This is a genomic window from Winogradskyella maritima (assembly GCF_042650215.1).
Taxonomy (GTDB): Bacteria; Bacteroidota; Bacteroidia; order Flavobacteriales; family Flavobacteriaceae; genus Winogradskyella; species Winogradskyella maritima.
Genome location: NZ_JBHSAT010000004.1, coordinates 1,659,723 through 1,684,307 on the forward strand (window position 1 = coordinate 1,659,723; position 24,585 = coordinate 1,684,307).

The 24,585-nt window shown below is 39.7% G+C and carries 18 protein-coding genes; 16 read left to right on the top strand and 2 right to left on the bottom strand.

Annotation, left to right across the window (positions count from 1 at the left end):
- The first annotated feature begins 16 nt into the window (after positions 1–16).
- The 14 genes from ACFOSX_RS08655 (at position 17) to ACFOSX_RS08720 (ending at position 19,705) form a co-directional block, all read left to right on the top strand.
- On the top strand, positions 17–1,147 hold the full coding sequence (locus ACFOSX_RS08655; protein ID WP_386099321.1) for a glycosyltransferase family 4 protein: 1,131 nt from the start codon (positions 17–19) through the stop codon (positions 1,145–1,147).
- Position 1,148: 1 nt separating this feature from the next.
- Complete coding sequence (gene asnB / locus ACFOSX_RS08660; RefSeq protein WP_386099324.1) at positions 1,149–2,972, top strand: asparagine synthase (glutamine-hydrolyzing); 1,824 nt, start codon at positions 1,149–1,151, stop codon at positions 2,970–2,972.
- Positions 2,969–4,150, top strand: a complete 1,182-nt coding sequence (locus ACFOSX_RS08665; protein ID WP_386099327.1) for a glycosyltransferase family 4 protein — start codon at positions 2,969–2,971, stop codon at positions 4,148–4,150. The genes asnB and ACFOSX_RS08665 overlap by 4 nt, the downstream gene beginning before the upstream one ends.
- Before the next feature lie 9 nt (positions 4,151–4,159).
- Positions 4,160–5,353, top strand: a complete 1,194-nt coding sequence (locus ACFOSX_RS08670) for a glycosyltransferase family 4 protein (protein WP_386099330.1) — start codon at positions 4,160–4,162, stop codon at positions 5,351–5,353.
- 46 nt (positions 5,354–5,399) lie between these two features.
- Positions 5,400–6,797 carry an asparagine synthase-related protein gene (locus ACFOSX_RS08675; RefSeq protein ID WP_386099333.1) on the top strand — a complete coding sequence of 466 codons (1,398 nt, stop codon included), beginning with the start codon at positions 5,400–5,402 and terminating at the stop codon, positions 6,795–6,797.
- On the top strand, positions 6,781–7,878 hold the full coding sequence (locus ACFOSX_RS08680) for a glycosyltransferase family 4 protein (protein WP_386099336.1): 1,098 nt from the start codon (positions 6,781–6,783) through the stop codon (positions 7,876–7,878). Before ACFOSX_RS08675 ends, ACFOSX_RS08680 begins: the two co-directional genes overlap by 17 nt.
- 11 nt (positions 7,879–7,889) lie before the next feature.
- Positions 7,890–9,050: a glycosyltransferase family 4 protein gene (locus ACFOSX_RS08685; protein WP_386099339.1), complete on the top strand. Its 1,161-nt coding sequence runs from the start codon at positions 7,890–7,892 to the stop codon at positions 9,048–9,050.
- The gene (locus ACFOSX_RS08690) at positions 9,043–9,897 is read left to right on the top strand and encodes an FkbM family methyltransferase (protein ID WP_386099342.1); all 855 of its coding nucleotides are present in this window, start codon (positions 9,043–9,045) and stop codon (positions 9,895–9,897) included. Before ACFOSX_RS08685 ends, ACFOSX_RS08690 begins: the two co-directional genes overlap by 8 nt.
- A gap of 410 nt (positions 9,898–10,307) precedes the next feature.
- Positions 10,308–11,636: a glycosyltransferase family 2 protein gene (locus ACFOSX_RS08695; protein ID WP_386099345.1), complete on the top strand. Its 1,329-nt coding sequence runs from the start codon at positions 10,308–10,310 to the stop codon at positions 11,634–11,636.
- Positions 11,637–12,743 (top strand): glycosyltransferase family 4 protein, encoded by a 1,107-nt coding sequence (locus ACFOSX_RS08700; RefSeq protein ID WP_386099348.1) that lies wholly within the window; start codon positions 11,637–11,639, stop codon positions 12,741–12,743.
- Entirely contained in the window at positions 12,734–13,864 is a 1,131-nt protein-coding gene (locus tag ACFOSX_RS08705; RefSeq protein WP_386099351.1) for a glycosyltransferase, read from the top strand. Before ACFOSX_RS08700 ends, ACFOSX_RS08705 begins: the two co-directional genes overlap by 10 nt.
- Positions 13,865–15,913: 2,049 nt before the next feature.
- The gene (locus ACFOSX_RS08710; protein ID WP_386099354.1) at positions 15,914–17,290 is read left to right on the top strand and encodes an O-antigen ligase family protein; all 1,377 of its coding nucleotides are present in this window, start codon (positions 15,914–15,916) and stop codon (positions 17,288–17,290) included.
- Positions 17,247–18,260 (top strand): glycosyltransferase family 4 protein, encoded by a 1,014-nt coding sequence (locus ACFOSX_RS08715; protein ID WP_386099357.1) that lies wholly within the window; start codon positions 17,247–17,249, stop codon positions 18,258–18,260. The genes ACFOSX_RS08710 and ACFOSX_RS08715 overlap by 44 nt, the downstream gene beginning before the upstream one ends.
- Before the next feature lie 50 nt (positions 18,261–18,310).
- Positions 18,311–19,705 (top strand): sugar transferase, encoded by a 1,395-nt coding sequence (locus tag ACFOSX_RS08720; protein WP_386099360.1) that lies wholly within the window; start codon positions 18,311–18,313, stop codon positions 19,703–19,705.
- 125 nt (positions 19,706–19,830) lie between these two features.
- On the opposite strand, the gene lnt is transcribed toward ACFOSX_RS08720, so the two are convergent.
- Together lnt and ACFOSX_RS08730 are read right to left on the bottom strand one after the other, a co-directional pair.
- Entirely contained in the window at positions 19,831–21,417 is a 1,587-nt protein-coding gene (gene lnt / locus ACFOSX_RS08725) for an apolipoprotein N-acyltransferase (protein WP_386099363.1), read from the bottom strand.
- Between the two features lie 147 nt (positions 21,418–21,564).
- A complete protein-coding gene (locus ACFOSX_RS08730) occupies positions 21,565–22,635 on the bottom strand; it encodes a putative type IX sorting system protein PorV2 (RefSeq protein WP_386099366.1) in 1,071 nt (356 codons plus the stop codon).
- A 124-nt stretch (positions 22,636–22,759) separates the two neighbouring features.
- On the opposite strand from ACFOSX_RS08730, the gene ACFOSX_RS08735 reads away from it, so the two are divergent.
- Positions 22,760–23,521, top strand: a complete 762-nt coding sequence (locus tag ACFOSX_RS08735; RefSeq protein WP_386099369.1) for a CDP-alcohol phosphatidyltransferase family protein — start codon at positions 22,760–22,762, stop codon at positions 23,519–23,521.
- A gap of 6 nt (positions 23,522–23,527) precedes the next feature.
- Positions 23,528–24,346, top strand: coding sequence for a TerC family protein (locus ACFOSX_RS08740; protein ID WP_386099372.1), 819 nt, complete (start codon positions 23,528–23,530; stop codon positions 24,344–24,346).
- Positions 24,347–24,585 lie beyond the last annotated feature (239 nt).

Consider the following 24,585-nt stretch of genomic DNA (forward strand, 5'->3'; position numbering starts at 1 on the left):
AAAAATATATTAGTATATGGCGAAGATTGAGAGTAAAATTAAAGTAATTCAAATATTTGAAGAATATCCTCTTTTTTATCAGCCTTATATTCCACCCGTCATTACTGAAATTCAAAACTCTAATGATTTTGATATAAAAATTATCGCGTTTAAAGGTAAATCGTCATCTGAAGTACAAGTAATGCCAAGCTATTATTTAAGAAGAATAATTGAACGTTGGTACGGTTTCGTAAACCGAAACCAACAAAATTTAGCCTATAATGAGATATTAGCTATAAAGAATAATGCCCATATTATTCATTTGCAACATGCGTTTTTATTCCCAAAAATATTAGGATTGGCAAATTCCAGAATGTCTATAATGAAGCCAAAACTTATTGTTACCTTAAGGGGGACTGAAACTTATGCCAGACCTTATATCCAAAAAAAATGGAAAGATTTTTTTTATAAGTATGGAACAAAAATAGACGCTTATGTAGTAATGAGCGACGACCACAAATCTTATTTAATGCGTTGGGGTGTTCCAAAAGAGAAAATACATATTATTCCTATCTCATTTGGTGAAACCTTTCAAATTCAGCCTAAAATACCCAATAACAAATGTTTACAGTTAGTTTCTGTGTTTAGACTATGTTGGGAAAAAAATATAAATGGAAACCTATTGGTAGCCAAACACTTAAAATCTCTTGGGGTAAAATTTAAGTATACCATCATTGGCGACGGTGAAGAATTAATGAAAGTTCATTATTTAATAGATAAATATCAACTTAATGATTTTGTAGAGGTCTTGGGTAGGATAGAAAATTCTAATCTTAAGATGAAACTAAAATCATATGATATCATATTGCAGTTAAGTCATTTGGAATCACTAGGTATGAGTATAATAGAAGCTCAGTCTATGGGTATACCTGCAATAGTTTCAAATACGGGAGGATTACCAGAAGCCGTTATAGATAATGTTACTGGCTTTGTGGTCGATGCCAATGATTACGTTGGAGCGTCAAAATCAATTTTGAAGCTTTGGCAAAACAAAGACTGTTATTTTAAGTTTTCTAAAGGAGCAATTGAGCATGCTCAATCGAGTTTTTCCATTAAAGTAGAGTCGAACAGGTTAAAAAATCTGTATAAATCGTTGATCAATAAATAGCATGTGTGGATTTCTAGCTGAATTTTGTTTCAATAATATTGGTATAACAAGTCCAGAACATTTTGGAGATCTGTTACGTATATCAAAACATCGTGGTCCAGATGATACACAAACAATCAGACATGATAATTTTCAGCTTGGTTTTAATCGACTTTCTATTCTCGATTTGTCGACCAATGGCAGCCAGCCCAAAGAAAGCCCATCAGGTCGTTATTTAACTGTGTTTAACGGTGAAATCTACAATTATCAATCACTAGCCAGCGCTTTTAATTTACAGGCACTAAGATCCACATCTGATACAGAGGTATTGGTTCACCTTCTTGATGGTTTAGGGGTTGAGGAAACATTATGTCGTTTAGATGGTATGTTCGCACTGACTATTATAGATAGAAAAACGAATCAATGCTATATGGCTCGGGATTTTGCTGGCATAAAACCTCTATTTTACGGAATTTCTCCTTTAGGCTTGGTAAGTGCCTCTCAATTTAATCAGGTATTTAAACATCCTTGGTTTAAAAAGGAACTAAGTCTTCGGCCAGATACGATGAAAGCCTATTTTGGCTTTGGCTATATGCCAAGTCCTGATACGGTTTTTGACAATATATACCAAGTGGAACCTGGTCAATACATCATAGTGGAGAACAATGGCACAATTCGTAAAAAGTATGTGGAAAGATTTGATGATCTTAATTTTAGATCGGATGAGACGTACTCCGAAATTTTGAACCAAACAATAAAGGAACAAATGACGGCTGATGTTCCTCTAGGGACCTTTTTAAGTGGAGGTATTGATAGTCCATTAATTACCGCAACCGCATTTCAAAAAGATAAAACAATTGAAGCCTTTACCTTTAAGGCAGAGGACGCTCTAATGGATGAGAGTCAAATTGCCATGGCTTACGCCGAACACATTGGTATTGCACATCAAGTTATTAAGGTGTCATTTGAAGATGTCAAAGGGATTGTGGACTTCACCTTTGATAAGATGTCAGAGCCGCTTGGAGATTATTCAACCATCCCCACATATTTGGTGACAAATAGGGCAAGTAAGTCAAAAACCGTAATGCTTTCTGGAGATGGTGGTGATGAACTATTTTTTGGCTATCCGAGATTTTTACATGTAATGAATCATCGCCATTGGTTTAAATTACCTTTCAAAATACGCCGTCCTCTAGCGCGCATAGCATTAAAATTTAATCTGCTCAAATCTTGGGGGCCGTATCAGTACAGGACTGTCGGTCAATGGGTCATGTCAAAGCAAATCCACATAGACGAGCAGATTCTTAATGACATGATACCTGAAGTCAATTGGTCTCAAGCTGTTAAAACATTATACGAGTATAAATCAACAAAGAAACAAAACTTATTGGGGTGGTTACGGAGGAATGAATTTTTTGGGCATTTACAACGTGTTTTGGCTAAAGTAGATCGTATGAGTATGGCCAATAGTTTAGAAGTCCGGGTGCCGTTTTTATCTAAGCAATCTATTTATTATGCATTTGGTTGGATGCCTAAGTCCTTTAAAAAAAATATTCATCTAAAGCAAAAGTTAAAAACAATCTTGGCAACTCATGTGCCACAAATTTTAATATCTCAAACCAAAAAGGGGTTTACAATCCCGATAGAAGATTGGCTAAAAGGGCCATTGTCAGAGGATGTTCATAAACTTTTGCTTACCGATACATTTTATGGGGCTCAACTTATTGAAAAGGCTGTAATTGAAACCTATGTTAATGATTTCTATGCAGAAAAACATAACAGTTCTTGGGGCATATGGCACCTTTACGCTTGGCAAAAATGGGCAATTAAGGAGGGTCTCATATGAAAATAGCAATATACTCGGGAGTCATTCCAAGCACCACCTTTATAGAAAACGTTATAGAGCTTGTAGCCCAAAACAACACGGTGCTTATTTTTGGAACTAAAAAAAAAGCATTTAGCTACCAATCAGAGCAAATACAAATAGTAGATACCCCAACACAGCTATGGCCAAATATTAGTCGTACTATCGCTAGAAGTATAAAACTCTTGTTTAAAAGTCCTCGGCTCTTGAGTGTAGCTCTCAGTCAGGCCAATGGCTATTCAGGTGTCTACAAAAAATGGATGCGCTTTTCCAGGTTTGTCCCGGTTCTGTTATACCGTCCAGACATTTTCCATTTGCAGTGGGCCAATGAGCTAGACCGTTGGGTATTTTTAAAAGACGCTTATGGTTGTAAGCTAGTCGTGAGTCTTTTGGGTACGCATATAAATATTAGTCCCAAGGTAAAACCCGATTTAAAACGCATGTATCTGACCTATTTTAAGGCGGTGGATGCCTTTCAATCGGTTTCTGAGGATCTTGTAGAAGAGCTAAGGGCTTACGGCGTGGAAAGCACGAAGGTACGTGTCATCAGAACACCAATAAAAAAATCAATACTTGCTCAATTTCAGGAGTCGCAATCAAATAGCCAAAACCTGATGAATATTGTGTCAGTTGGGCGTCACCACTGGGTAAAAGGCTATAGCTATGCCTTACACGCTATGAAATTCTTAATAGATTCCGGTCAAAAGCTTACCTATACTATCATTGCACCCGGAAAGCCTACTGAAGAACTCTTATTCATGGCTTATGAATTGGGATTAACAGATGTACTTATCTTTAAGTCCAGTTTAGAGCATAAAGCTCTAATTAAGGATTTAAAATCATACGATGTTATGTTGTTGCCCAGTGTATCAGAAGGGATTGCCAATGTTGCGGTCGAGGCCATGGCTATAGGCTTGCCAGTGGTTTCAACGGATTGTGGCGGTATGCCCGAATTGATAAGGCATCAAAAAACAGGCTGGCTTGTATCCAAACGTAATGCAACGGCACTTGCAGAAGGGCTACTTCAGTATGTAAATTATCCTTTTAAGGAAAAACAACAACTACTGGAGCGCGCGCACGACCTTGTAAAGGCAAACTACGCAGAAGGGAGTATTGCGCAGCAATGGGTTAATTTTTATAGCGAGCTAATAAGGGCTTAAATGAAAGCGATGAAAAACAATAAGACAAGATCCGTAGCCATCCTTTCTGGTGAAATTCCGAGTACCACCTTTATAGAGCATCTCATTTTAGGGGTATCAAAAACCTACACCGTAAAACTCTTTGGTACGGTTTCAAAATCGACAACGTACGAAGCTAATGTCGAAATCTATGAGACCCCAACAAACCGTTTTAAAAATTTGTGCCTTACTGTATATCGAGGTTTAAGTCTGCTTATAAGACGTCCTAAGGATTATAAACTTTTGGTTAAGGAAATACAACGGTTTTCATCCCGTTTTGAACGTTGGACTTGGTTTTCAAAATTTGTACCTATTGTACTGTATAGACCGGACATCTTACATTTGCAATGGGCAAGGGATTTGGAATTTTATGCCTTTTTTAAAACAACATTCAACATCCCATTGGTATTAAGCCTAAGGGGTGCCCATATCAACTATACCCCGATTGTAGAGCCTAAAATAGCATCCTTGTACAAAAAGACATTTCCTTTGGTGGATACCTTTCACGCGGTTTCTAATGCAATTGCAGGTGAAGCGACTAAATATGGTAACATTGAAAATAGAACAGTCCATATTCCATCACCACTGCCCAATGCATTTTTCACGAAGTACAAGCCTAGACCAACAAGGACTAATGGCCTAATAAATATCGTTTCAGTGGGTCGATTCCATTGGGTAAAGGGATTTCGCTATGCCATCGATGCCATAAGCATATTAAAAACTAGGGGGTATGAGGTTCGATATACAATTATAGGAGCATCCCAAAAGTCTGAGGCCATTTTGTTTCAGCTACACCAACTTCAACTGCAGTCTGAAGTCCATATTAAAGGGAAACTACCCCAAGACGACGTCTTAAAATATTTACAAACCCAAGATGTGTTGCTCTTGCCGAGTATAAAAGAAGGCTTGGCGAATGTAGTGCTAGAAGCTATGGCTATAGGCTTGCCTGTAATCTCCACAGATTGTGGTGGTATGGCAGAAGTCATCATCCATAAAGAAACAGGATGGCTGGTGCCGGTTAGGGATGCAGAAGCTATTGCAAATGCAGTTGTTGACTTTGTGAATACCGATAATGAATCGCTGAATCAACTGACAAAAAAAGCACATCATCGCGTGTCAGAACAACATGACTATGATACAATTATAGCAGCTTTTATTAATTTGTATGATACTATTTGTACTTAAAATTGAATCAAATTGAGTCTTTCACAGTACTTTAGTCAACACTAATATGACCGAAATAAAGCAACCCATTATTCCCAGCACCGTTGTAGAGGTACAAACGAAGGCCAAAACGGAGTTAGACCTTAAGGCCATCTGTATATTTACAGCTATTGGTTTTTTTTTGGATACAGATACCTACTGGAAAAACAAGAAAGTACTTAAGCCCGCATGCACGCATCGTATAGATGCCGATGGTATTTTAATGGATTCTAAACCCTATTTTAAATGGCACTATACACCACGAAACATAAGTTTTAATAAGGCGCTTGAAGAATTTACAGAACTGTTTGAAAACATACTTAAAGAACAAACCCAAAACCAAAAGGTCATACTTCCATTATCTGGGGGTTTGGATAGTCGTACCCAAGCGACGGGCTTACATTACATAAACGCAGAAGTGCAATCCTATTCATATGCCTTTAAAAACGGCTTTAACGAGGTTGCCATTGCAAAGCAGATCGCCTCTGTATGTCAGTTTCCATTTAAGGCCTACACAATTTCAGACGGCTATCTGTGGAATAAGCTTGGTGAATTGGTGGCATTAAATGGATGTTACTCTGATTTTACGAGCCCCAGACAAATGGCAATAGTCAATGAATTCAAAGCTATGGGAGATGTTTTTTCCTTAGGCCATTGGGGCGATGTATTATTTGATAATTATGGGGTGCCGCAACTCAGTGAACAAGAGGAACTGCAATTCCTTTCTAAAAAACTCCTCAAAAAAGGAGGGTTGGAATTAGCCGAAGACTTATGGAAACACTGGAATTTGGATGGTGAATTTAAAGACTATCTAAACCAAAGACTATCAGATCTCTTGAAAACCATTGATATTAAAAATTCTAACCCCAAGTTAAGAGCCTTTAAATCCAAATATTGGGCCCCGCGTTGGACTTCGGTTAACTTAGCCATATTTCAATCGCAACAGCCTATCGCTTTGCCTTATTATGACGACCGTATGTGCCAGTGGCTATGTACCATACCAGAAGAGTATTTGGTTGATAGAAAGATTCAAATCGAATACATAAAAAAAAGAAACCCTAGTCTTGCCAAAATAATGTGGCAAGATAAACGCCCTTACAATTTGTATACGTATCAGACCACTAACAAATTGGTGTCATGGTGTTATAGAATTGGGTCAAAAGCAAAACGTTCATGGGCGGGGATGATAGGCAACCCATACATTCAAAGAAACTGGGAATTACAGTTTAATGGCAAAGCGAATGAAAAAAAACTAAGAGTTGAGTTGGAGCAAACACAACTAAAAGAATGGGTTGGAGAGCATATACAGTCTACATACCTAGAGGGTTTTTACCGAGGCGAATTCAAGGTTTGCGCTCATGGGCTTAATATGCTACTGACCTTGGCCAAATTTCACCAAAAACACCACCATGGAGAAGCGAACTAAAATTTTGTACACAATCCCAAATTTTGATACGGCAGGTAGTGGAAAAGTCGTCTATGATTTGGTGAAGCATATCGATAAAACCAAATTTGAACCGCATATTGCTTGTGGCCATACCAGAGGTGATTTCTTTAAACAGGTAGAGCAATTAAATGTACCGATACATGTTTTTAATGTGGCAGTACCTTACAAACCCTATTGGAATCTCCCAGTTAGACTCTACAAAACCGTTCGATTTTTCAAATCCCACTACTTCGACATTATTCATTCTTGGCATTGGAGCTCGGACTTTACAGAACCCTTGGCAGCTAAGTTGGCAGGTATCCCTTTTGTATATACAAAAAAGGCCATGGGCTGGGGGAATAAAGCCTGGCGATGGCGTAGTCAATTGAGTACGCATATTATTACTATTAATCAAGACATGCGAGAGCAGTTCTTTAACAACATGTCAAATAAAACTTCATATATTCCAATTGGTGTAGATACAGGTAAATTTAAACTTGCGGACAAAAATTATACGGCATTAATTGGAACTCATTTAAAAGAAGAAAAGTTTGTAATTGTAACTGTGGCTAATTTGGTTCCTATTAAAGGAATTGAGGTGCTTCTTGAAGCTATGGGAAAACTAGAAAACCCGGATATTGTAGCTTATATAATAGGTGATTATACATCTGATTATGGACGGGATTTAAAACAGCAATATGAAACAGATCAAGTGATTTTTACTGGTAAAAAAAGAGATGTGAGAACATATCTTCAAATAGCAGATTTATTTGTTATTTGTACACCAGAAATTGGAGAGGGTCAACCTATTGCCCCAATAGAAGCTATGTTGTCCGGTAGATTAGTGATTGGTTCCAATATATCAGGGATTAAGGATGTCTTGTCAACATGGCCGCAGACCCTTGTTAAGCCTAATGATATAGTGGCTTTAGGTCATAAAATCAAAGAGGTCATAGAGTGGGGTGAAGAAAAGCGTATGCAGTTGGCTAACGAACAACGTCAAGAAGCGCAACAGCGGTATGCCTTGTCAAAAAGTATAATGTCTCACATGGATTTGTATGCTAATATGGCTAAGAGTTAACTAAACAAAACATGAAAATAGGATTAGTTTTATCGCAACCACCCTCATATTCCGAGACCTTTTTTAACTCTAAGGTTCTGGGCTTGCAAAAGGCAGGACATACAGTAAAACTATTTGTGCAGACCAGCACGAGAGACTTTAAAGTAAATGAGGTAAAAACAGCACCAAAAGTCTATAAAAACCCATTGATTCAAATAGGTTCAATGATACGACATGCGATAGCTTTGATACCGCATATAAGAAAGGTAAATCATTTTTTGTCTCTAGAAAAGGCAACAGTGCGCAGTTTTAAGCAACGCTTAAAAAATGTCTATACCAACGCCCATTTGTTAAAGGCAGATGTCGATTGGCTACATTTTGGTTTCGCCACCATAGCTTTACAGAGTGAAAATGTGGCACAAGCCATTGGCGCTAAAATGGCGGTGAGTTGCAGAGGCTATGATATGGATGTCTACCCTTTAAAGCATCCCAAGTGCTATAACTTACTTTGGAAGCGGGTAGACAAGGTGCATGTTATTTCAAATTATATGGAAACAAAAGCCCTAAGTTTGGGTATGCAAAAGGAAACACCAGTACAATGCATTACTCCAGCTATAGAAGGCTCTAAATTTCAGCCAGATAATAATAGTAAGCAAAAAAATAAACTTCAAATTACCACAATAGCGCGCTTACACTGGATTAAAGGGCTCACCCAAACCCTAGAGGCCTTGGCGCGGTTTAAAAAATCCGATATTCCATTCCACTATACCATAATAGGTACAGGGCCACAGTACGAAGAATTGGCATTTGCCGTACATCAATTAAATCTAAAAAATCAAGTGACATTGCTGGGGCAAGCAAAGCAAAAAGAGATTATTGATATTTTGAACCAAACGGATATTTACATTCAGTATAGCCAATCAGAGGGCTTTTGCAATGCGGTGTTGGAAGCACAAGCGATGGACTGTACCGTTGTAGTGTCAAACGGTGGGGCGCTACCTGAAAATGTGATAGATGGTGAGACGGGTTGGGTCATCACTAAAAACAAGCCTGAATTGCTGGCTAAAACCTTAAAAAGTTGTGTTGAGCATTGGGAAGATCATGAAGAAATCAGACGTAAGGCTAAGGAACGTGTAAAACAGCATTTTAATTTACAACAGCAGTCCAAACAATTTCTGGAATTTTATGAATAAGCTATGGGTATATATCTATGGGAAAATCCCTAAATCGATAAGGCATCGCTTAGTAAAACAGAAGCTTTTTACTGGTTTACGTCGTTATATTTTAAAACCTAAGGGGTCTTTTCGGGTTGCCTCTGCAAAGTTGAAAAAAAACTATGACGCCTATACCATGGAGTTTGAGTATGTGGCTTCAATAAAAGATGTAGCACGTGCGCAACAAACAGGGATTGAGAATAAAATCTTAAATCAATCTATTGCATTACTGAAAAAAGAATATAAGGATGCATCACATTTTACAATTTTGGATGTTGGCGCCAATTTTGGGTATTTGTCCCTTGTTTGGGCACAGTCTATCTGTGCGAACGATGGAATGGTTTATGCTTTTGAACCCAACCTCGAAGTGTTTCAATGCCTAAAAAAGTCGATTAAAGCCAATGGCTTATCAGAGCGACTAAAAGTTGTAAATAAGGCTGTTGGTAATCAAAATGCGACTGTCGACATATACGTAGAGAACGCGACTTCAAATATGATGCAAGATGCTAAAATGATTGAAAGCCATAATAGTATTACAATAGACATGACAACTATTGATGATTTTGTGAAGCATAATCCTATAGACGAATGCCATCTCATAAAAATAGACGTAGACGGCATTGAGTTAGACATTCTAAAGGGGGCAGAACAGACCATTACAGAATTAAGACCCATATTAATCGTGGAAACCAATGGTATGCAAGGCATTTACGATTATTTAAAAACGCTCAACTATCGGCTATATGATTTGGATATGGCAATTGTACAAGAGCACCAAGCCTTACCAGAAAATATCATTGCATGTCCAATAGACCATAAATTATAAGCAAGACAGCATAAAAAAAACGGGGCAAAGAAATAGAATACGCCCAGCCATTAATCTTAAGTGTATGGTTTTGAAGAATAATAATGTATTTTAAAAATTCCTTCCCTTAGCAAGGTCCACATGTCGCCAAAGCTACAGCGGAAGTACAAGTCTTGCTTTAGGTCGCACAAAGCGAGATGAAGACGGAAGGGTTTGAGCAAAATCAAGTTAAAACGCTTTTTTCTTAATTAAAGTGGTTTTTTATTATCGCTTAACATATTAAATACCTAAACCCTATCTCCTCCCTATCCAACTCCACCCAAAGCCCTATCAACCTGCTCTCGGAAAAAAAATAGGGTAACCGTTTTACAAAGCGCTTATATTGTCTATTTTGCAGGGGTCAGACAAAAACCGATTATAGCTTACGCTAAGTGCTGTTCAAACTCTATTCTTACATACAACCCATACACTACTTTGAATTGTACCGAAAGGACGGCACGAGTATATTTCCGACAGAACAAACCTTAAAAATCAACGGACTAATACCATCTAAAGAGGTGTCAAACCAACCACAACCATTAGGTCAACAGTATAGCCTAGCATTTCAAGCCATTAAAACAGGGCTAATTTCTGAAGCGACAACATTGACTGCGGTTAAAGAACTCACACTATTAGAAGAATATACATTTCTTAGAACTCAGGTTAACAGGCTTTGGGTGGGGTACGTCTTGCTACTTCGACTCCTAGCCCTAAAAAATCCATTGAAGGAGTTGCGTGCGGTTTATCAGACACGGCATACTAAAAAAAAGCCAGTTATTGGAAACGGGGAGTCCCATAAGGCGTATAGGGCCTTCAAGTCAGACCTCATAAACCAACAGCCCTTAGTCTCCGTTATCATTCCAACCCTAAACAGATACCCATACCTTAAGGATGTTTTAACAGACCTTGAACAGCAAGAATACCAAAACATAGAGGTTTTGATTGTGGATCAATCGGACGCTTTTGATCAAGAATTTTATAAGGATTATAAACTAAATATAAATCTTACCTATCAAAAAGAAAAAGCCTTATGGCGGGCAAGAAATACAGCCATACGAAAAGCCAAAGGCGAGTATTTACTCTTTTTTGATGACGATAGCCGTGTCGACACGGACTGGGTAAGCGAGCATCTAAAGACTTTGGATTATTTTAAAGCCGATATATCTTCCGGGGTGTCCATCTCAAAAGTTGGGGATAAAGTACCAGCACATTATGCCTACTTTAAAATTTCAGAACAGCTCGATACAGGGAATGCCATGATAAAACGTAGCGTGTTTAAACAGATTGGTTTGTTCGATAGGCAGTTTGAAAAAATGCGTATGGGCGATGGCGAATTTGGCTGTCGGGCTTTTGTGGCGGGCCTTAAAAATGTGTCCAACCCAAAAGCAAAGCGTCTGCACCTAAAGGTAGGGCAGGGCGGGCTGAGGGCGATGGGAAGCTGGGATGCTTTTAGAACAAAGTATCTTTGGCAACCACGCCCCATTCCAAGTGTTCTCTATTACTTTAGACGTTATTATGGCACCAAAAGATCTCTGTTGGCTATTGTAAAGACGGTGCCCTTGGCCATTATGCCCTATCGTTTTAAGGGAAGCGCCAAAGCGACAGGCTTAGGGCTAGTACTTTTGCTTTTTATTTGGCCCCTTGTACTCTTCCAAGTTATGAGGTCATGGCGCATGGCATCTAAAATGCTAGCCACTGGACCTAAAATAGAGCAGTTATAGATGGAAGGTCAAAAGGTGCTTATAATTAGTTCAGAATTTCCACCCCTACCAGGAGGGATTGGAAAGCATGCCTACCATTTGGCAAAAGCCCTAAGTGCACAACATTATAAGGTTACAGTCTTGACCGATCAACGCGATACTAAGGCGGCTGAAGCGCAGTTCGATGCCACCTGTTCTTTTAGAGTGGAGCGAGTGCCTTTGTCCAGGCCGCGATGGCAAATGTATGTAGCTCGGTTTGTCAAGGCCAAAGCATTGGTGAAGACCGCTGATAAAATCATAGTTACAGGCAAATTCTCCTTATGGTTGGGCGGCTATTTGTCTCGCTTTCAGTCCAAATCGGTTATCGCCATAATTCACGGTACAGAAGTCAATTACAACTCTTGGCCATTGCGTCGAAGTATAGACTGGTCGCTCAAGCAAATGCACAAAGTTGTAGCAGTCTCCAAGTTTACAGCGGACTTAGTCGAGCACTTAAATTTACAGCAAATTAGGGTGATTCCAAACGGCTATAATCCGGAAGAATGGCAGGGTGCACCTCAAGGAGCTAAATCTCTAATAGGTTCACCCATTTTATTGACCGTTGGGCGACTCTCTGAGCGAAAAGGCCAGGCACAGATGATTCAATGTCTACCGTCACTAAAACAAAAATACCCTACAATTCATTACCATTGCGTCGGTATAGATAGTGATAAAAAGCGCCTGAATGATTTAGCACTGACCTTGGGCGTAGATAACCATGTAACGTTTCATGGCATCGGAACACATACGGAAGTGCAACAGGCCTACCGCGAGGCAGACATTGCGGTGATGTTAAGCCAAAATACAGCATCTGGCGATGTGGAGGGTTTTGGTATTGCCCTTCTCGAAGCCAATCATTTTGGCGTACCAAGTTTAGGCGCTAAAGACACTGGAATAGAAGACGCTATCGACCATGGTCGCTCTGGACTTTTAGTCAATGCCAATGATCAGACGGAAGTTATAGAGGCCATAGATCAGCTGTCAGAGCAATCCGAAACCTTTGCAGAAGGCGCCAAATTATGGGCGGCAAAGCACCAATGGTCTAACATTGTTGAGGCCTATAACAAATTATTGACCGAATGCGACTAGTCATTATATCCCATACCGAGCATTACAAATTACCCAATGGTGAGCTAGTGGGTTGGGGACCAACGGTCACGGAAATTAATCATTTGGCACAGGACTTTGAAAGCATTGTACATCTTGCCATGTTGCGGGATATGCCCGCACCACCTAGTGCCTTGCCTTATACGCCGTCCAATATCCAATTCAAGGCTATTCCAGCCGTGGGTGGCTCGGGCTTTGGCGCTAAAATTAGGGTACTTAGCCATGCATTTAAAACTATAAGTATAATTAATAAAGTCCTGAAACAAGCCGACGCATATCAGTTACGATTGCCCACCGGCATTGGGGTCTACCTTTTACCTTATTTAACGCACTTCTCAAGTAAAAAAGGCTGGTACAAATATGCGGGGAATTGGAATCAAACCAAACCGCCTTTGGGCTATCGTCTGCAGCGCTGGTTTTTAAAACGACAGTCGCGTCCAGTCACCATAAATGGGTGTTGGCCCACGCAGCAAACCCACTGTCTGACGTTTGAAAATCCCTGCCTAACACAGGAAGAGCTGAAAACAGGACAGCAGTGCAGAGCGACCAAAGCGAAAACCGATCAGCTGGTGTTATGCTATGTCGGGCGCCTGGAATCCCAAAAAGGGGTTGGGCGTCTATTGAAAGCACTAGAAACCTTGCCTCCAGAAACACAAGCGCGCATCGCCAAAGTACACTTGGTAGGGGATGGCCCAGAACGCCACAAGTTTGAAACCTTGGCGCAAGGTATTCCAATAGACATCAGATACCACGGCTATCTTCCAAGGCACGAGGTTTTTGAACTCTATAAAGCCTCACACTATTTTATCATGCCCACCTTGGCCTCTGAAGGCTTCCCTAAGGTCTTGGCAGAGGCGGCCAATTTTGGCTGTGTACCAATAGTGACCAATTTGTCTTCCATATCACAATATATTAAAGAGGGAGAATCAGGATATCTGATTTCACCAAATGACATGGATGCCTTAGCTGAACGCTTACACCGCATCCTGTCTAGTACTGATAGCGAGTATAGGTCGGTTGTGGATGGCGCCTCCTCTTTTGTATCACGCTTTACGTTTATCCATTATAGGGAGAAGATACAGGAGCTTGTAAAGGGAATGTAGGGATTTTCGATTTAGGATTTTGGGATTTGCAGTTGTCAGTTGACTATGTGCAGTCGGTGGTTTTTTTACGAGTCTATTTCGTCATATTAAAACTGAGATTGTCACCTTGAGCGCAGTCGAAAGGTTTTTTACTAAGATTAAGGATATTGAGGAGGTTTCGACTGCGCTCAACCTGACATTAGGGGAGTGTAGGGATTTGCGGTTGTCAGTTGACAATGTGCAGTCGGTGGTTGTTGTTACAAGTCTATTTTGTCATATTAAAGCTGAGATTGTCACCTTGAGCGCAGTCGAAAGGTTTTTACTAAGATTAAGGATATTAAGGAGGTTTCGACTGCGCTCAACCTGACATAAAGGTAATGTAGGGATTTGCAGTTGTCAGTTGACAATGTGCAGTCGGTGTTTTTTTTACGAGCCTATTTCGTCATATTAAAACTGAGATTGTCACCTTGAGCGCAGTCGAAAGGTGTTTTATAAGATTAAGGATATTCAGGAGGTTTCGACTGCGCTCAACCTGACATTAGGGGAATGCAGGGCTTTGCAGTTGTGAGTTGACAATTTGCAGTCCGTGGTTTTTATTATAAGTCTATTTGTTACAAGTCTATTGCGTCATATTAAAACTGAGATCGTCACCTTGAGCGCAGTCGAAAGGTGTTTTACTAAGATTAAGGATATTAAGGAGGTTTCGACTGCGCTCAACCTGACATAAAGGTAATGTAGGGCTTTGCAGTTGTGAGTTGAAAATTTGCAGTCCTTGGTTTTTATTATAAGTCTATTTGTTACAAGTCTATTGCGTCATATTAAAACTGAGATCGTCACCTTGAGCGCAGTCGAAAGGTGTTTTACTAAGATTAAGGATATTAAGGAGGTTTCGACTGCGCTCAACCTGACATTAGGGGAATGTAGGTATTTGCAATTGTCAGTTGACAATTTGCAGTCGGTGATTTCTGTTACAAGTCTATTTTGTCATATTAAAACTGAGATCGTCACCTTGAGCGCAGTCGAAAGGTGTTTTACTAAGATTAAGGATATTATGGAGGTTTCGACTGCGCTCAACCTGACATAAAGGTAATGTAGGGCTTTGCAGTTGTCAGTTGACAATGTGCAGTCGGTGGTTTTTGTTATAAGTCGATTTCGTCATATTAAAACTGAGATTGTCACCTTGAGCGCAGTCGAAAGGTGTTTTACTAAGATTAAGGATATTGAGGAGGTTTCGACTGCGCTTAACCTGACATTAGGGGGATGTAGGGATTTCGGTTTTAGGATTTTTGAGTTACGATTCGTGTTTGGAAGTTGGAATGCATTTCGACAAGCTCAATGTGACAAGTCGTTGGGTTTTGACTTATAGATATTAAGAATTTGGGATTTGGTGGCGGTGTCAAACTCCCCGTCTTCTCCCAAGGTCGAATCCACCCCTCTTCATCTGAAGCGGGGAGCTTTTTGATTTGTACCTAATATGATATTTTGTCTTTATTTATTTAAAATACTGAACTTATACTAGACCAAAAACTACAGAGTACTAGTCACAAGGATTCCTTCCCTAAATTAGGGAAGGTGGATGCAGCCGTCAGAGCGGCTGTAGACGGAAGGGTCTGGGCTAAAATTATCCATGGGCTAAAAATACCACCCTAATGTCAGTCCCGAAACATCGCAAGAGCCCTCGCATGTTTTGAAACTTTAGGATAAAAATAGCCGAAGTCATTAAATCAAAACACAAATTTGGAATCCCATGTCAGGCTGAGCATGTCGAAGTCGTCAAACTACGTTAAATATATATTCCAATGTCAATAATGAAACTATGGGAGAGCCCTCGCGCATTACCTGAAGCTTTAGTAAAAGAACAGTCGAAGTCCTTATTAGTATTAAGTAAAGAATAAACGATAAATAACCGATATAGATTCCTGCCTTCGCAGGAATGACAAATAAAGCTCTGCTGTTGTCATTATTTAGCTTAGAGAAGATAAAGTTTTTAGCTAAAGTTGCTTTATACAACAACACTAACTCCAAAAAATTATTTTGTTACATTAGCCCTAATGAATTGCGCCTTCATCTATGCCCATTAAACAACGTATCCAAAATGCCGATCCTTATCTAAGACAGGTGTTCTTGCACATTGGGCTGGGCGCCTTATTATTTGCCTTTAAGCCTTTCGCTAAAGTATTTTTTTTAGTGATTATGGGCTATTTCTTAATCAAAATTGTCTTATCACCACCATCAAAAGTCACCCAAAATGTCTTGCTGGGCTGTGCCTATTTTGCGGGTGCTGAAATTCTTTTTCGGATGACCAAAGGCGGCTTGGCCTATGAAGCTTCAAAGTATTTGGTGATACTCTTTGTTTTAATGGGCATGTTTTACAAGGGCATATCTGGGAAAGGTTATGCCTATTTTATTTATCTCATTCTTTTGGTGCCATCCATTCTAGTCGCTTCAGTCACCTTGAGTTTTGACGCACGATTTCGGACAAACATCGCCTTCGTATTAAGTGGTCCGGTGTGTTTGGGTTTGGCAGCTTTGTTTTGCTATAACAGAAAGATAACCTATCAACAAATCCATGAGATTATCTTATACATTCTTCTACCAATAATCAGTACAACGACCTATTTGTTTTTATACACGCCATCAATAAAAGATAAATTGACAGGAACAGCATCTAATGCGGCTTTGTCTGGGGGCTTTGGACCAAACCAAGTCTCGACCATTTTAGGCTTGGGGATGTTTTGTGTGGTGGTTCGGCTGTTACTAAAATCGCCAAATTTATTTTTTAAACTATTGAACTTGGCTTTATTGGGAGCTATGACCTTTAGAGCCTTTGTGACCTTTAGTCGCGGTGGGGTCGTGGCCGCCGTATTGGTGGTAGCGGCATTCTTATTTGCCTTAGTACCTCGTTTAAAATTAAGAAAAGTAGGACCGCTTATAGGGTCTTTGAGCCTTTTGGGAGTGGCGCTATTGTTTACATGGAATATCAGTTCATCCCAAACCCGTGGTTTGTTGGATAAACGCTATGCCAATCAGAATGCCCAAGGTGTCGAAAAAAAGGATTTAAGTACAGGTAGGACACAATTGTTTCGTGAAGAGATTGATGGCTTTTTGGAGGCACCATTTATAGGTATTGGGGCGAGTAGAGTGAAGGATAGGCGGGTGGAGGCGAGTGGTGAACAGTTACCCTCACATAATGAAATCGGCCGTTTATTGTCCGAGCATGGTTTATTTGGAATTATGTGCCTTATGATTTTACTCTTTAAACCGTTGGGGTTTCGCAGTTCCAACAGAAAAAACATTTTCTTCTTTTCCTTTTTAGCCTTTTGGTTTGCCACCATCAATCATTCTGGGATGCGCATTGCAGCGCCTTCATTACTATACGCTTTAGCCTTATTAAATATTGTCTATGAAAAACCTGCTCTACGTCGGAAACAACTTAAGCACGGCTAAGACTAACCTGTCCTCTATTCAAAATTTAGGCAGAACCCTTGAAGATGAAGGCTATCAGCTAAGATATGCTTCACATTTTGCACGGAAACCCTTACGCTTGGTACACATGCTGTGGGCGACCTTGCGCTATTCTAAATGGGCAGATAAGGTAATTATAGACACCTATAGTACCCAAAACTTTTACTATGCTGTGGCCGTCGCACAGCTGTGTAGATGCTTGGGCTTACCATACATCTGTTCCTTGAATGGCGGTAATTTACCGTACAGACTAGAACAAAATCCTAAGCATTCTAAAGCTTTGTTTGGCAGGGCCCAATACAACGTCAGCCCTTCCAGATATCTGCAACAGGCCTTTAAGACACAAGGTTTTGAAGAGGTGCTTTATATTCCAAATAGTATCGCTATAGACCAATACCCCATAACCAAAAAGACCTTTGATAGCATTCGGTTGCTTTGGGTACGCTCTTTTTCTAAGATTTATAATCCTGAAATGGCCATAGAAGTTTTACAAAAACTGAAAACTGCAGGGTATACGGTTGAACTCTGTATGGTAGGACCAGATAGTGATAGTTCTATGGCAAAGGTAAAGGCCTTGGCCAGTTCCAAAGGTCTGCAGCCTCGCATTACGGGTAAATTAACCAAGCCAGAATGGATAGCACTTTCGCAGGACTATAATATCTTTATCAACACTACCGATTACGATAATATGCCCGTAAGTGTGGTAGAAGCCATGGCTTTGGGGTTTCCTATTGTATCCACCAATCCAGGTGGCATGCCCTATCTCATTGAGGACGGAAAGGACGGCCTCTTAGTGAAAACAGGTGATACCAATGCTATGTGTCAAGCCATCATTCGTATTTATGAGGATGCTAAATTAAGGAAGGCGCTGCGATTTAATGCGCGTAGTCACGCCGAGCATTTTGATTGGCAGAACGTTAAAGAGCGTTGGCATATGGTTTTGAACGATTAAGCTTTTCAAGATAAAAAAAGCCATGTATATTTATGCAACCATAGGAATCAATGGCATCAGAATCTAGCATCCATTTCGAAATCTCAGAACGCAAGGTCCTATTGCGCCTTATGGACTTGGTTATGGTGTTCTTGGGGATATACTTAATCTCAGAATACACCGACTTTGACTACCTCAATTTTAATGTGACTAATACTGTACCCTTAATAGTATTAGCCGTTTATATAACCATTTTTGGAACCGTGTTTGAGATGTATGACCTTCAAAAGTCTAGTCGCCTGGATGTCAGTTTTAGGAACATCGTCATCTGCATGTCTACCGTCGTCCTATTCTATTTGTTGACGCCCTTTTTAACGCCATTTTTACCAGAGCAACGGATGCAAATCATTTATTTCTACCTTATTTTGGTGCTATCCGTCTTTACTTGGCGCTTAGGGTATAATACGTTTATTGAATCGCCACGCTTCTTTAAAAAAGTTCTCTTGGTAGGTGAGATGAGCCAAATTGGGCCTATTGTAAAGACCATGAACGATGCCGACCCTAATTATCAGTTCATCGGGTTTATAAATTCTGAAACCGCTAGGACAGATTCTATCAGTTATAAGGGAATGAAAGAATATAAAGTACAGGATTTGCACCAAATTGTTAGGGAAGAAAAATTGTCCGAAATCTTAATCGCCTCCACGAATTCTGAATTAATTACGCCAGACTTATACCATGAACTCATGGTATTGTTAGAACAGGGTTTCAAGATTAGGGAATTTACCCAGGTGTATGAAGAAGTCACCAATAAGGTGCCGATTCAGTACGTCGGAAAGGATTTTTATAAATACTTCCCATTTAGTCGGAATAATGAAAACCAGCTCTATCGGTTTTTCCATCGGACGTTTGATATTTTGATATCCTGTGTAGGATTGCTTTTCGGATTAATCATATTGCCTCTTGTTTTACTCGGAAACCTTATCGGAAATCGAGGGCCTTTATTCTACCATCAGGAACGTATAGGACGCAACAGTACTCTTTTTACGATTTATAAGTTACGCACCATGATAAGGGATGCGGAACAAGGTACTGCACAATGGGCACAGAAAAATGATGCTCGAGTGACCCCATTCGGAAAGTTTCTCCGTCGTTCCCGTTTGGATGAAATCCCACAGTTTTACAATGTCTTAAAAGGTGAAATGAGCATGATTGGTCCACGACCAGAGCGCCCATTCTTCGTCGCTGAGCTGGCACAATCCATCCCATTTTATGAAACACGACATATCGTTAAACCAGGCTTAACAGGTTGGGCACAAGTCAATTCTAGATATGGCTCGTCCGTCGAGGACAGTATGACCAAATTACAATATGATTTGTACTACATTAAACATCGGAGTTTATTCTTAGACCTCAATATTATGTTAAAGACGTTGAGTACGGTGTTGTATTATCGGGGACAGTAGTTTTTAGTCGGCAGTTGGCAGTTGGCAGTTGTTTTTTTGTTTAGTCGTTTAGTCGTTTAGTCGTTTAGTCGTTTATGGTTTGGCTGTTGTCTTGAATCATTGAAACAGAAAAGTGCGACTGTGAACTAAACCCTAGCTTTCCTAAAATAGCTAATCAAAAACACAAATAACGCTACAAACATCCCAATCCTGCCGATGTAATCACCGGCTATTGTATAAAATGTCATTTTATCATTTAATGTGATATTAGCCTTTATAGCCCCTTGTTTATCATAGCCTAATTGTTTTGTGATTTCTCCCCGTTCGTTAATAAATCCTGAAATGCCTGTATTTGCACTTCTTGCAATGGAACGCCGCGTTTCTATAGCGCGTAAACGAGCATAACTTAGGTGTTGCTTGTGACCTTGGGTCTCATTCCACCAGGCATCATTGGTAATAATTGCTAAAAAATTGGCGCCATTGCGAACGTAACCAGTGACAAATTCGCCATAGACGGATTCGTAGCAAATAATCGGAGCCGCTTTTTGGGTAGTGTCTATCCCTAAAAATACCGAACGTTCATCCTGTGTGGTTTTCATGGCAACGGTACCGCCGAGGTCAATCATAGCATCACCAATCAAGGGCTTTAAAACCCCTTGATAAGGGAAATTCTCAACGCCAACCACCAATTTGGATTTGTGGTACATTTTGGTGTTGTTGTCCGCATTGATAAGTACTGCAGAATTATAATCATCATACCAAAAGCCATTAGGATGCTTATTAGTTTCTTTGCGCACACGACTAGAATCTGTAAAAATATCAATAAAGGAAACACCTGTCAGAATATTGAGGTTGGGATGCTCATTTATTAGTTGGTGTAATTGCATCTTAAAAAGAGAGCGTTCAAATTCGGGAAGTCGAACCCCTTGGGCAAAGACGGTTTCCGGGGCTAGTAAAAAATCGGTATCTGCAGTGATTTCCGGTTCAGATAAATCAATCAATAACTGTGCAATTCGCGTATTCGGTAAGTCGTATTTTTCGCTGTAGGGGTCGATGTTAGGTTGCGTTACAATCACTTCAACCGTGTCTGTACCGCTTTCGTAGGTGTAAAAAATGATATATGAGATTCCAATAGGAATCAAGAACCAAAGTATAAGCGCAATACCATGTTTGCGAATGGCTTTTAAATTCTTTTGCTGTCTATACTTTAGTAGTGCATAAAACCCGATGATGTTAGCTGTCCAGACCCAAAGTGAACCACCAAAAGTTCCGGTATATTCATACCATTGAATCCAACGGATATTTTCAGAGAAGGCATTCCCCAAATTCAACCATGGCCATGAGAATTCCCAACCCAGATGTAATTTTTCAAAGGATAGCCATAAGGCCATTAAAAATAGGAGCGACTGTAATTGGGATGCGCGTATAGCTACACCATGGTAGATTCTAAAGACCGTTGCCATCAACAGACTATTCACTAAAATGGCGAAACTGGCACCAAATGGGTCGGCAAACCATAACCAATTGGTGGTGATGAGATTCCAAATAAAAAAACTGAGATAAGAGAGACCAAAGACTTTTAGACCTTTTCGCTTTTCATCACTAAGTCGAATGTCATATTCCACTTTCAGTAAGGGGATGAATGAAAAAAATAGTAGTAATGAAAAGCCGTAAGTCGGCCAGCTGAGTGCTAATAATAATCCTGAGGTAAGCGCAAGGACAAGTCGTTTCATAGATTCGTTTGAACGCTTAAAGATAAAGTTTTGAATTATTATGCATGTATAAACCCATTCAAATGTCAAACTGAGGATTGGTCGAGGCCAAAATATTTTTTGAACGAGAGCACTTTACAACGTAAGTCGAAGTGCTTATACTTCGAACTATCTAAACAAACTAAAATCCAGCTTTAGCGAAAACACATTTGAGTAGAGTGCCGCACTCTGGTCGCCAATATCTGTGTAAGCATAATCAATTTGAATGCCTTTATACTTGAATCCTACACCAAAATTAGGTTGAAAGGTGAGGTTTTCAGAATTATCAATCTGTAATTCATTCTGAAAGTTTCCCAATCCGGCACGCAGAAACACTAAATCCGTATAACCAAACTCGAAGCCCAAGGCTGGTGCTACGCTGGCGAAAGAGGAGGAGATGATATCATTAGTTTCAGCAAAGCGAACATTCAAATTTACGGCCGCTAAAAGTGTATAGTCATAGTGAAAGACCCAAGATTTTGAGGCACCAATTTCAAGTTTTGGAAGCGTAATCTCAGTCTTTTCAGGTAACTCCTGATTCTGACCTTCTACCGCGCCACTGATTTGACTGAACTTTTCTTCATCAATATTCCAAGCGTTGTAGGTGGTAGTGATATCCCGAGCCATAAACCCGAATTTCCAGTCGTTATTACCTTCAAACTGAATACCGGCATCTAATCCAAAGCCCCATGCTGATGCAAAGTCACCAATAACACGACGAATGATTTTGGCGTTGATACCATAATTCAAACCTTCAATAGGTAAACGTCTAGCGTAGGAAAAAGTCACCCCGTAATCTGCTGTGGAGAACAGGTTAATACGGTCGTAATTAATGTTACCTTGCTCATCAATCAGCTGCGTGGTATCTAAGATATCATCGACGCCAAACCGAATCAATGATAGACCAATAGCGCTTCTATCATCCAATGGCATAGCATAACCGATATAATTGTAATTGGCAATGTTGGCAAAATAACTGGAGTGCATCAGTGCCAGTTCATTGTCTTCCAATTTTACTAAGCCGGCGGGATTCCAATAGCCGGCGGTAACATCTGAGGTATGGGACGTCACGGCATTGCTCATGCCTAGGGCCGCCGCATCCACGCCAATATTCATAAATTCATTAGAATATTTACGGGCTGCTTGTCCTTGAGCTACTAAGACAGATAGCGTAAAAACAAAGAGTAAAGCCTTTTTCAAAGGGCACAATTTTTTACAAAGATGCATATTATTTTCTTTCTATTTAACTGTCTAAATCAGTACTTATTGTTTTGTAGCACAAGCATTGCCAAATACTTTTTTATTTTTACAAAAAACCAACCGAATGAATCTAAAGCGACACATTCCCAATTTTGTTACCCTTCTCAATTTAATGTCGGGTTGTATTGCCGTATTATTCGCTGTCAATGGCGTTTTCGACATGGCGGCCTTGTTTGTATTCCTCGGTATATTTTTCGATTTCTTTGATGGCTTATTAGCTCGAAAATTGAATGTCCAAAGTCCGCTAGGCATTCAACTGGATTCCTTGGCCGATATGGTGACTAGTGGTTTGGTGCCGGGTATCGTTATGTATAAATTGATTGCTATGTCTTATGGAACGGACGGTTTTTTTAGTCATGCCTTAACCTGGGATATGGACGGCAAGCACATCGCAGAAGGCTCCTTAAATTTTATTCCATTAATCGGGTTGTTTATCACCTTGGCTTCGGCTTATCGATTGGCCAAATTTAACCTAGACGAAGACCAACAGACTTATTTTAAAGGCTTACCCACACCAGCAAATGCCATTATGATTTTGTCATTGCCCTTAATCTTGAATTATGAACAGGAACTCTGGGTCGTCCAACTCTTATTGAATCCTTGGTTTTTAATCATACTCACTCTAATTAGTTGTTATTTATTGAATGCCAATGTGAAACTATTTGCCCTTAAATTCAAAAACTGGAGTTTAAAGGACAATATGATGCGCTACGGCTTTTTAATCACCGTTCTAGTCTTATTATTTATTTTGAAGCTCGTTGCTATTCCACTTATTATTTTTTTATACATCCTCTTATCTCTTTTTAATCAAAAATCGATACACTAAATTAACATGGCTGAAGTTATTTTTACATTATTAATGCTTGTAATGCTACAGGCTGTTTTAGGTTTTGATAACCTACTTTATATTTCACTTGAATCTAAAAAAGCGCCAATCAGTGAGCAAAAGCGCGTTAGGAAGGTTGGAATATTGATTGCCATTGCCTTACGAATTGTATTGTTATTTGTTTTAGTATCGGTCATTGATTATTTTCAGGAGCCTTTTTCGTTTTTAACGGGTGAGATTGAAGATGTTCTAAAATTTGCTTTTAACGGCCATAGTTTGATTGTTTTAGCAGGTGGTGCTTTCATTATTTATACGGCTATAAAGGAAATTTGGCATATGATTTCAGTAAAGGACCTTCATGATTCTGCTATGGTGGATACCTCGAGAAATAAGTCTGCAAATGCCGTCGTTACAAGTATCGTGATAATGAATTTGGTGTTCTCTTTTGATTCTATTTTAGCGGCGATTGGATTAACCAGTGATATTGAAAATTCAACCACAGCGTTTATCGTTATGGCGATTGCTATAGTTGCGAGTGGTTTATTGATGCTTTTAATGGCAGATAGAATTTCCGTTTTCTTAGCTAAAAATAGAATGTATGAAGTTTTAGGCTTATTTATTTTATTTATCGTAGGCATCATGCTTGTTACGGAAGGCGGTCATTTGGCGCACCTTAAAATCTTTGGGAATGAGATTGTTCCTATGAGTAAGACAACCTTCTATTTTGTGATTGTGGTGTTGGTGATTGTGGATATCGTACAAGGGCGTTATCAGAAGAAGCTGATTCGTGAGGAAATTGCGAAGAGTACTGATTCTGATAAGTAGGCAGTGATTTAGTTGGCAGTATTTTAGTAGGCAGTAGGCAGTAGGCAGTCTGTTTTAATCGCAGTAGTCAGTCCCAGTTTTCTGTTGCAGTTTGTAGTCACTGTTTTAAGTGCTTAGTGCAAAGTTGGTAGTGGCCAGTCGTAAGTTTTTTTGAGATTAACCGTGGTAAGTAGGTTTCGACTGCGCTCAACCAGACATTCGGGGCGAAATCGCAATTTTCAGTAACACTTCGCAGTCAC

Coding starts and splice junctions, on each gene's coding strand:
- ACFOSX_RS08655 (WP_386099321.1), top strand. CDS start 17: ATGGCGAAGATTGAGAGTAAAATTAAAGTAATTCAAATATTTGAAGAA.
- asnB (WP_386099324.1), top strand. CDS start 1,149: ATGTGTGGATTTCTAGCTGAATTTTGTTTCAATAATATTGGTATAACA.
- ACFOSX_RS08665 (WP_386099327.1), top strand. CDS start 2,969: ATGAAAATAGCAATATACTCGGGAGTCATTCCAAGCACCACCTTTATA.
- ACFOSX_RS08670 (WP_386099330.1), top strand. CDS start 4,160: ATGAAAAACAATAAGACAAGATCCGTAGCCATCCTTTCTGGTGAAATT.
- ACFOSX_RS08675 (WP_386099333.1), top strand. CDS start 5,400: ATGACCGAAATAAAGCAACCCATTATTCCCAGCACCGTTGTAGAGGTA.
- ACFOSX_RS08680 (WP_386099336.1), top strand. CDS start 6,781: ATGGAGAAGCGAACTAAAATTTTGTACACAATCCCAAATTTTGATACG.
- ACFOSX_RS08685 (WP_386099339.1), top strand. CDS start 7,890: ATGAAAATAGGATTAGTTTTATCGCAACCACCCTCATATTCCGAGACC.
- ACFOSX_RS08690 (WP_386099342.1), top strand. CDS start 9,043: ATGAATAAGCTATGGGTATATATCTATGGGAAAATCCCTAAATCGATA.
- ACFOSX_RS08700 (WP_386099348.1), top strand. CDS start 11,637: ATGGAAGGTCAAAAGGTGCTTATAATTAGTTCAGAATTTCCACCCCTA.
- ACFOSX_RS08705 (WP_386099351.1), top strand. CDS start 12,734: ATGCGACTAGTCATTATATCCCATACCGAGCATTACAAATTACCCAAT.
- ACFOSX_RS08710 (WP_386099354.1), top strand. CDS start 15,914: ATGCCCATTAAACAACGTATCCAAAATGCCGATCCTTATCTAAGACAG.
- ACFOSX_RS08715 (WP_386099357.1), top strand. CDS start 17,247: ATGAAAAACCTGCTCTACGTCGGAAACAACTTAAGCACGGCTAAGACT.
- ACFOSX_RS08720 (WP_386099360.1), top strand. CDS start 18,311: ATGGCATCAGAATCTAGCATCCATTTCGAAATCTCAGAACGCAAGGTC.
- lnt (WP_386099363.1), bottom strand. CDS start 21,417: ATGAAACGACTTGTCCTTGCGCTTACCTCAGGATTATTATTAGCACTC.
- ACFOSX_RS08735 (WP_386099369.1), top strand. CDS start 22,760: ATGAATCTAAAGCGACACATTCCCAATTTTGTTACCCTTCTCAATTTA.
- ACFOSX_RS08740 (WP_386099372.1), top strand. CDS start 23,528: ATGGCTGAAGTTATTTTTACATTATTAATGCTTGTAATGCTACAGGCT.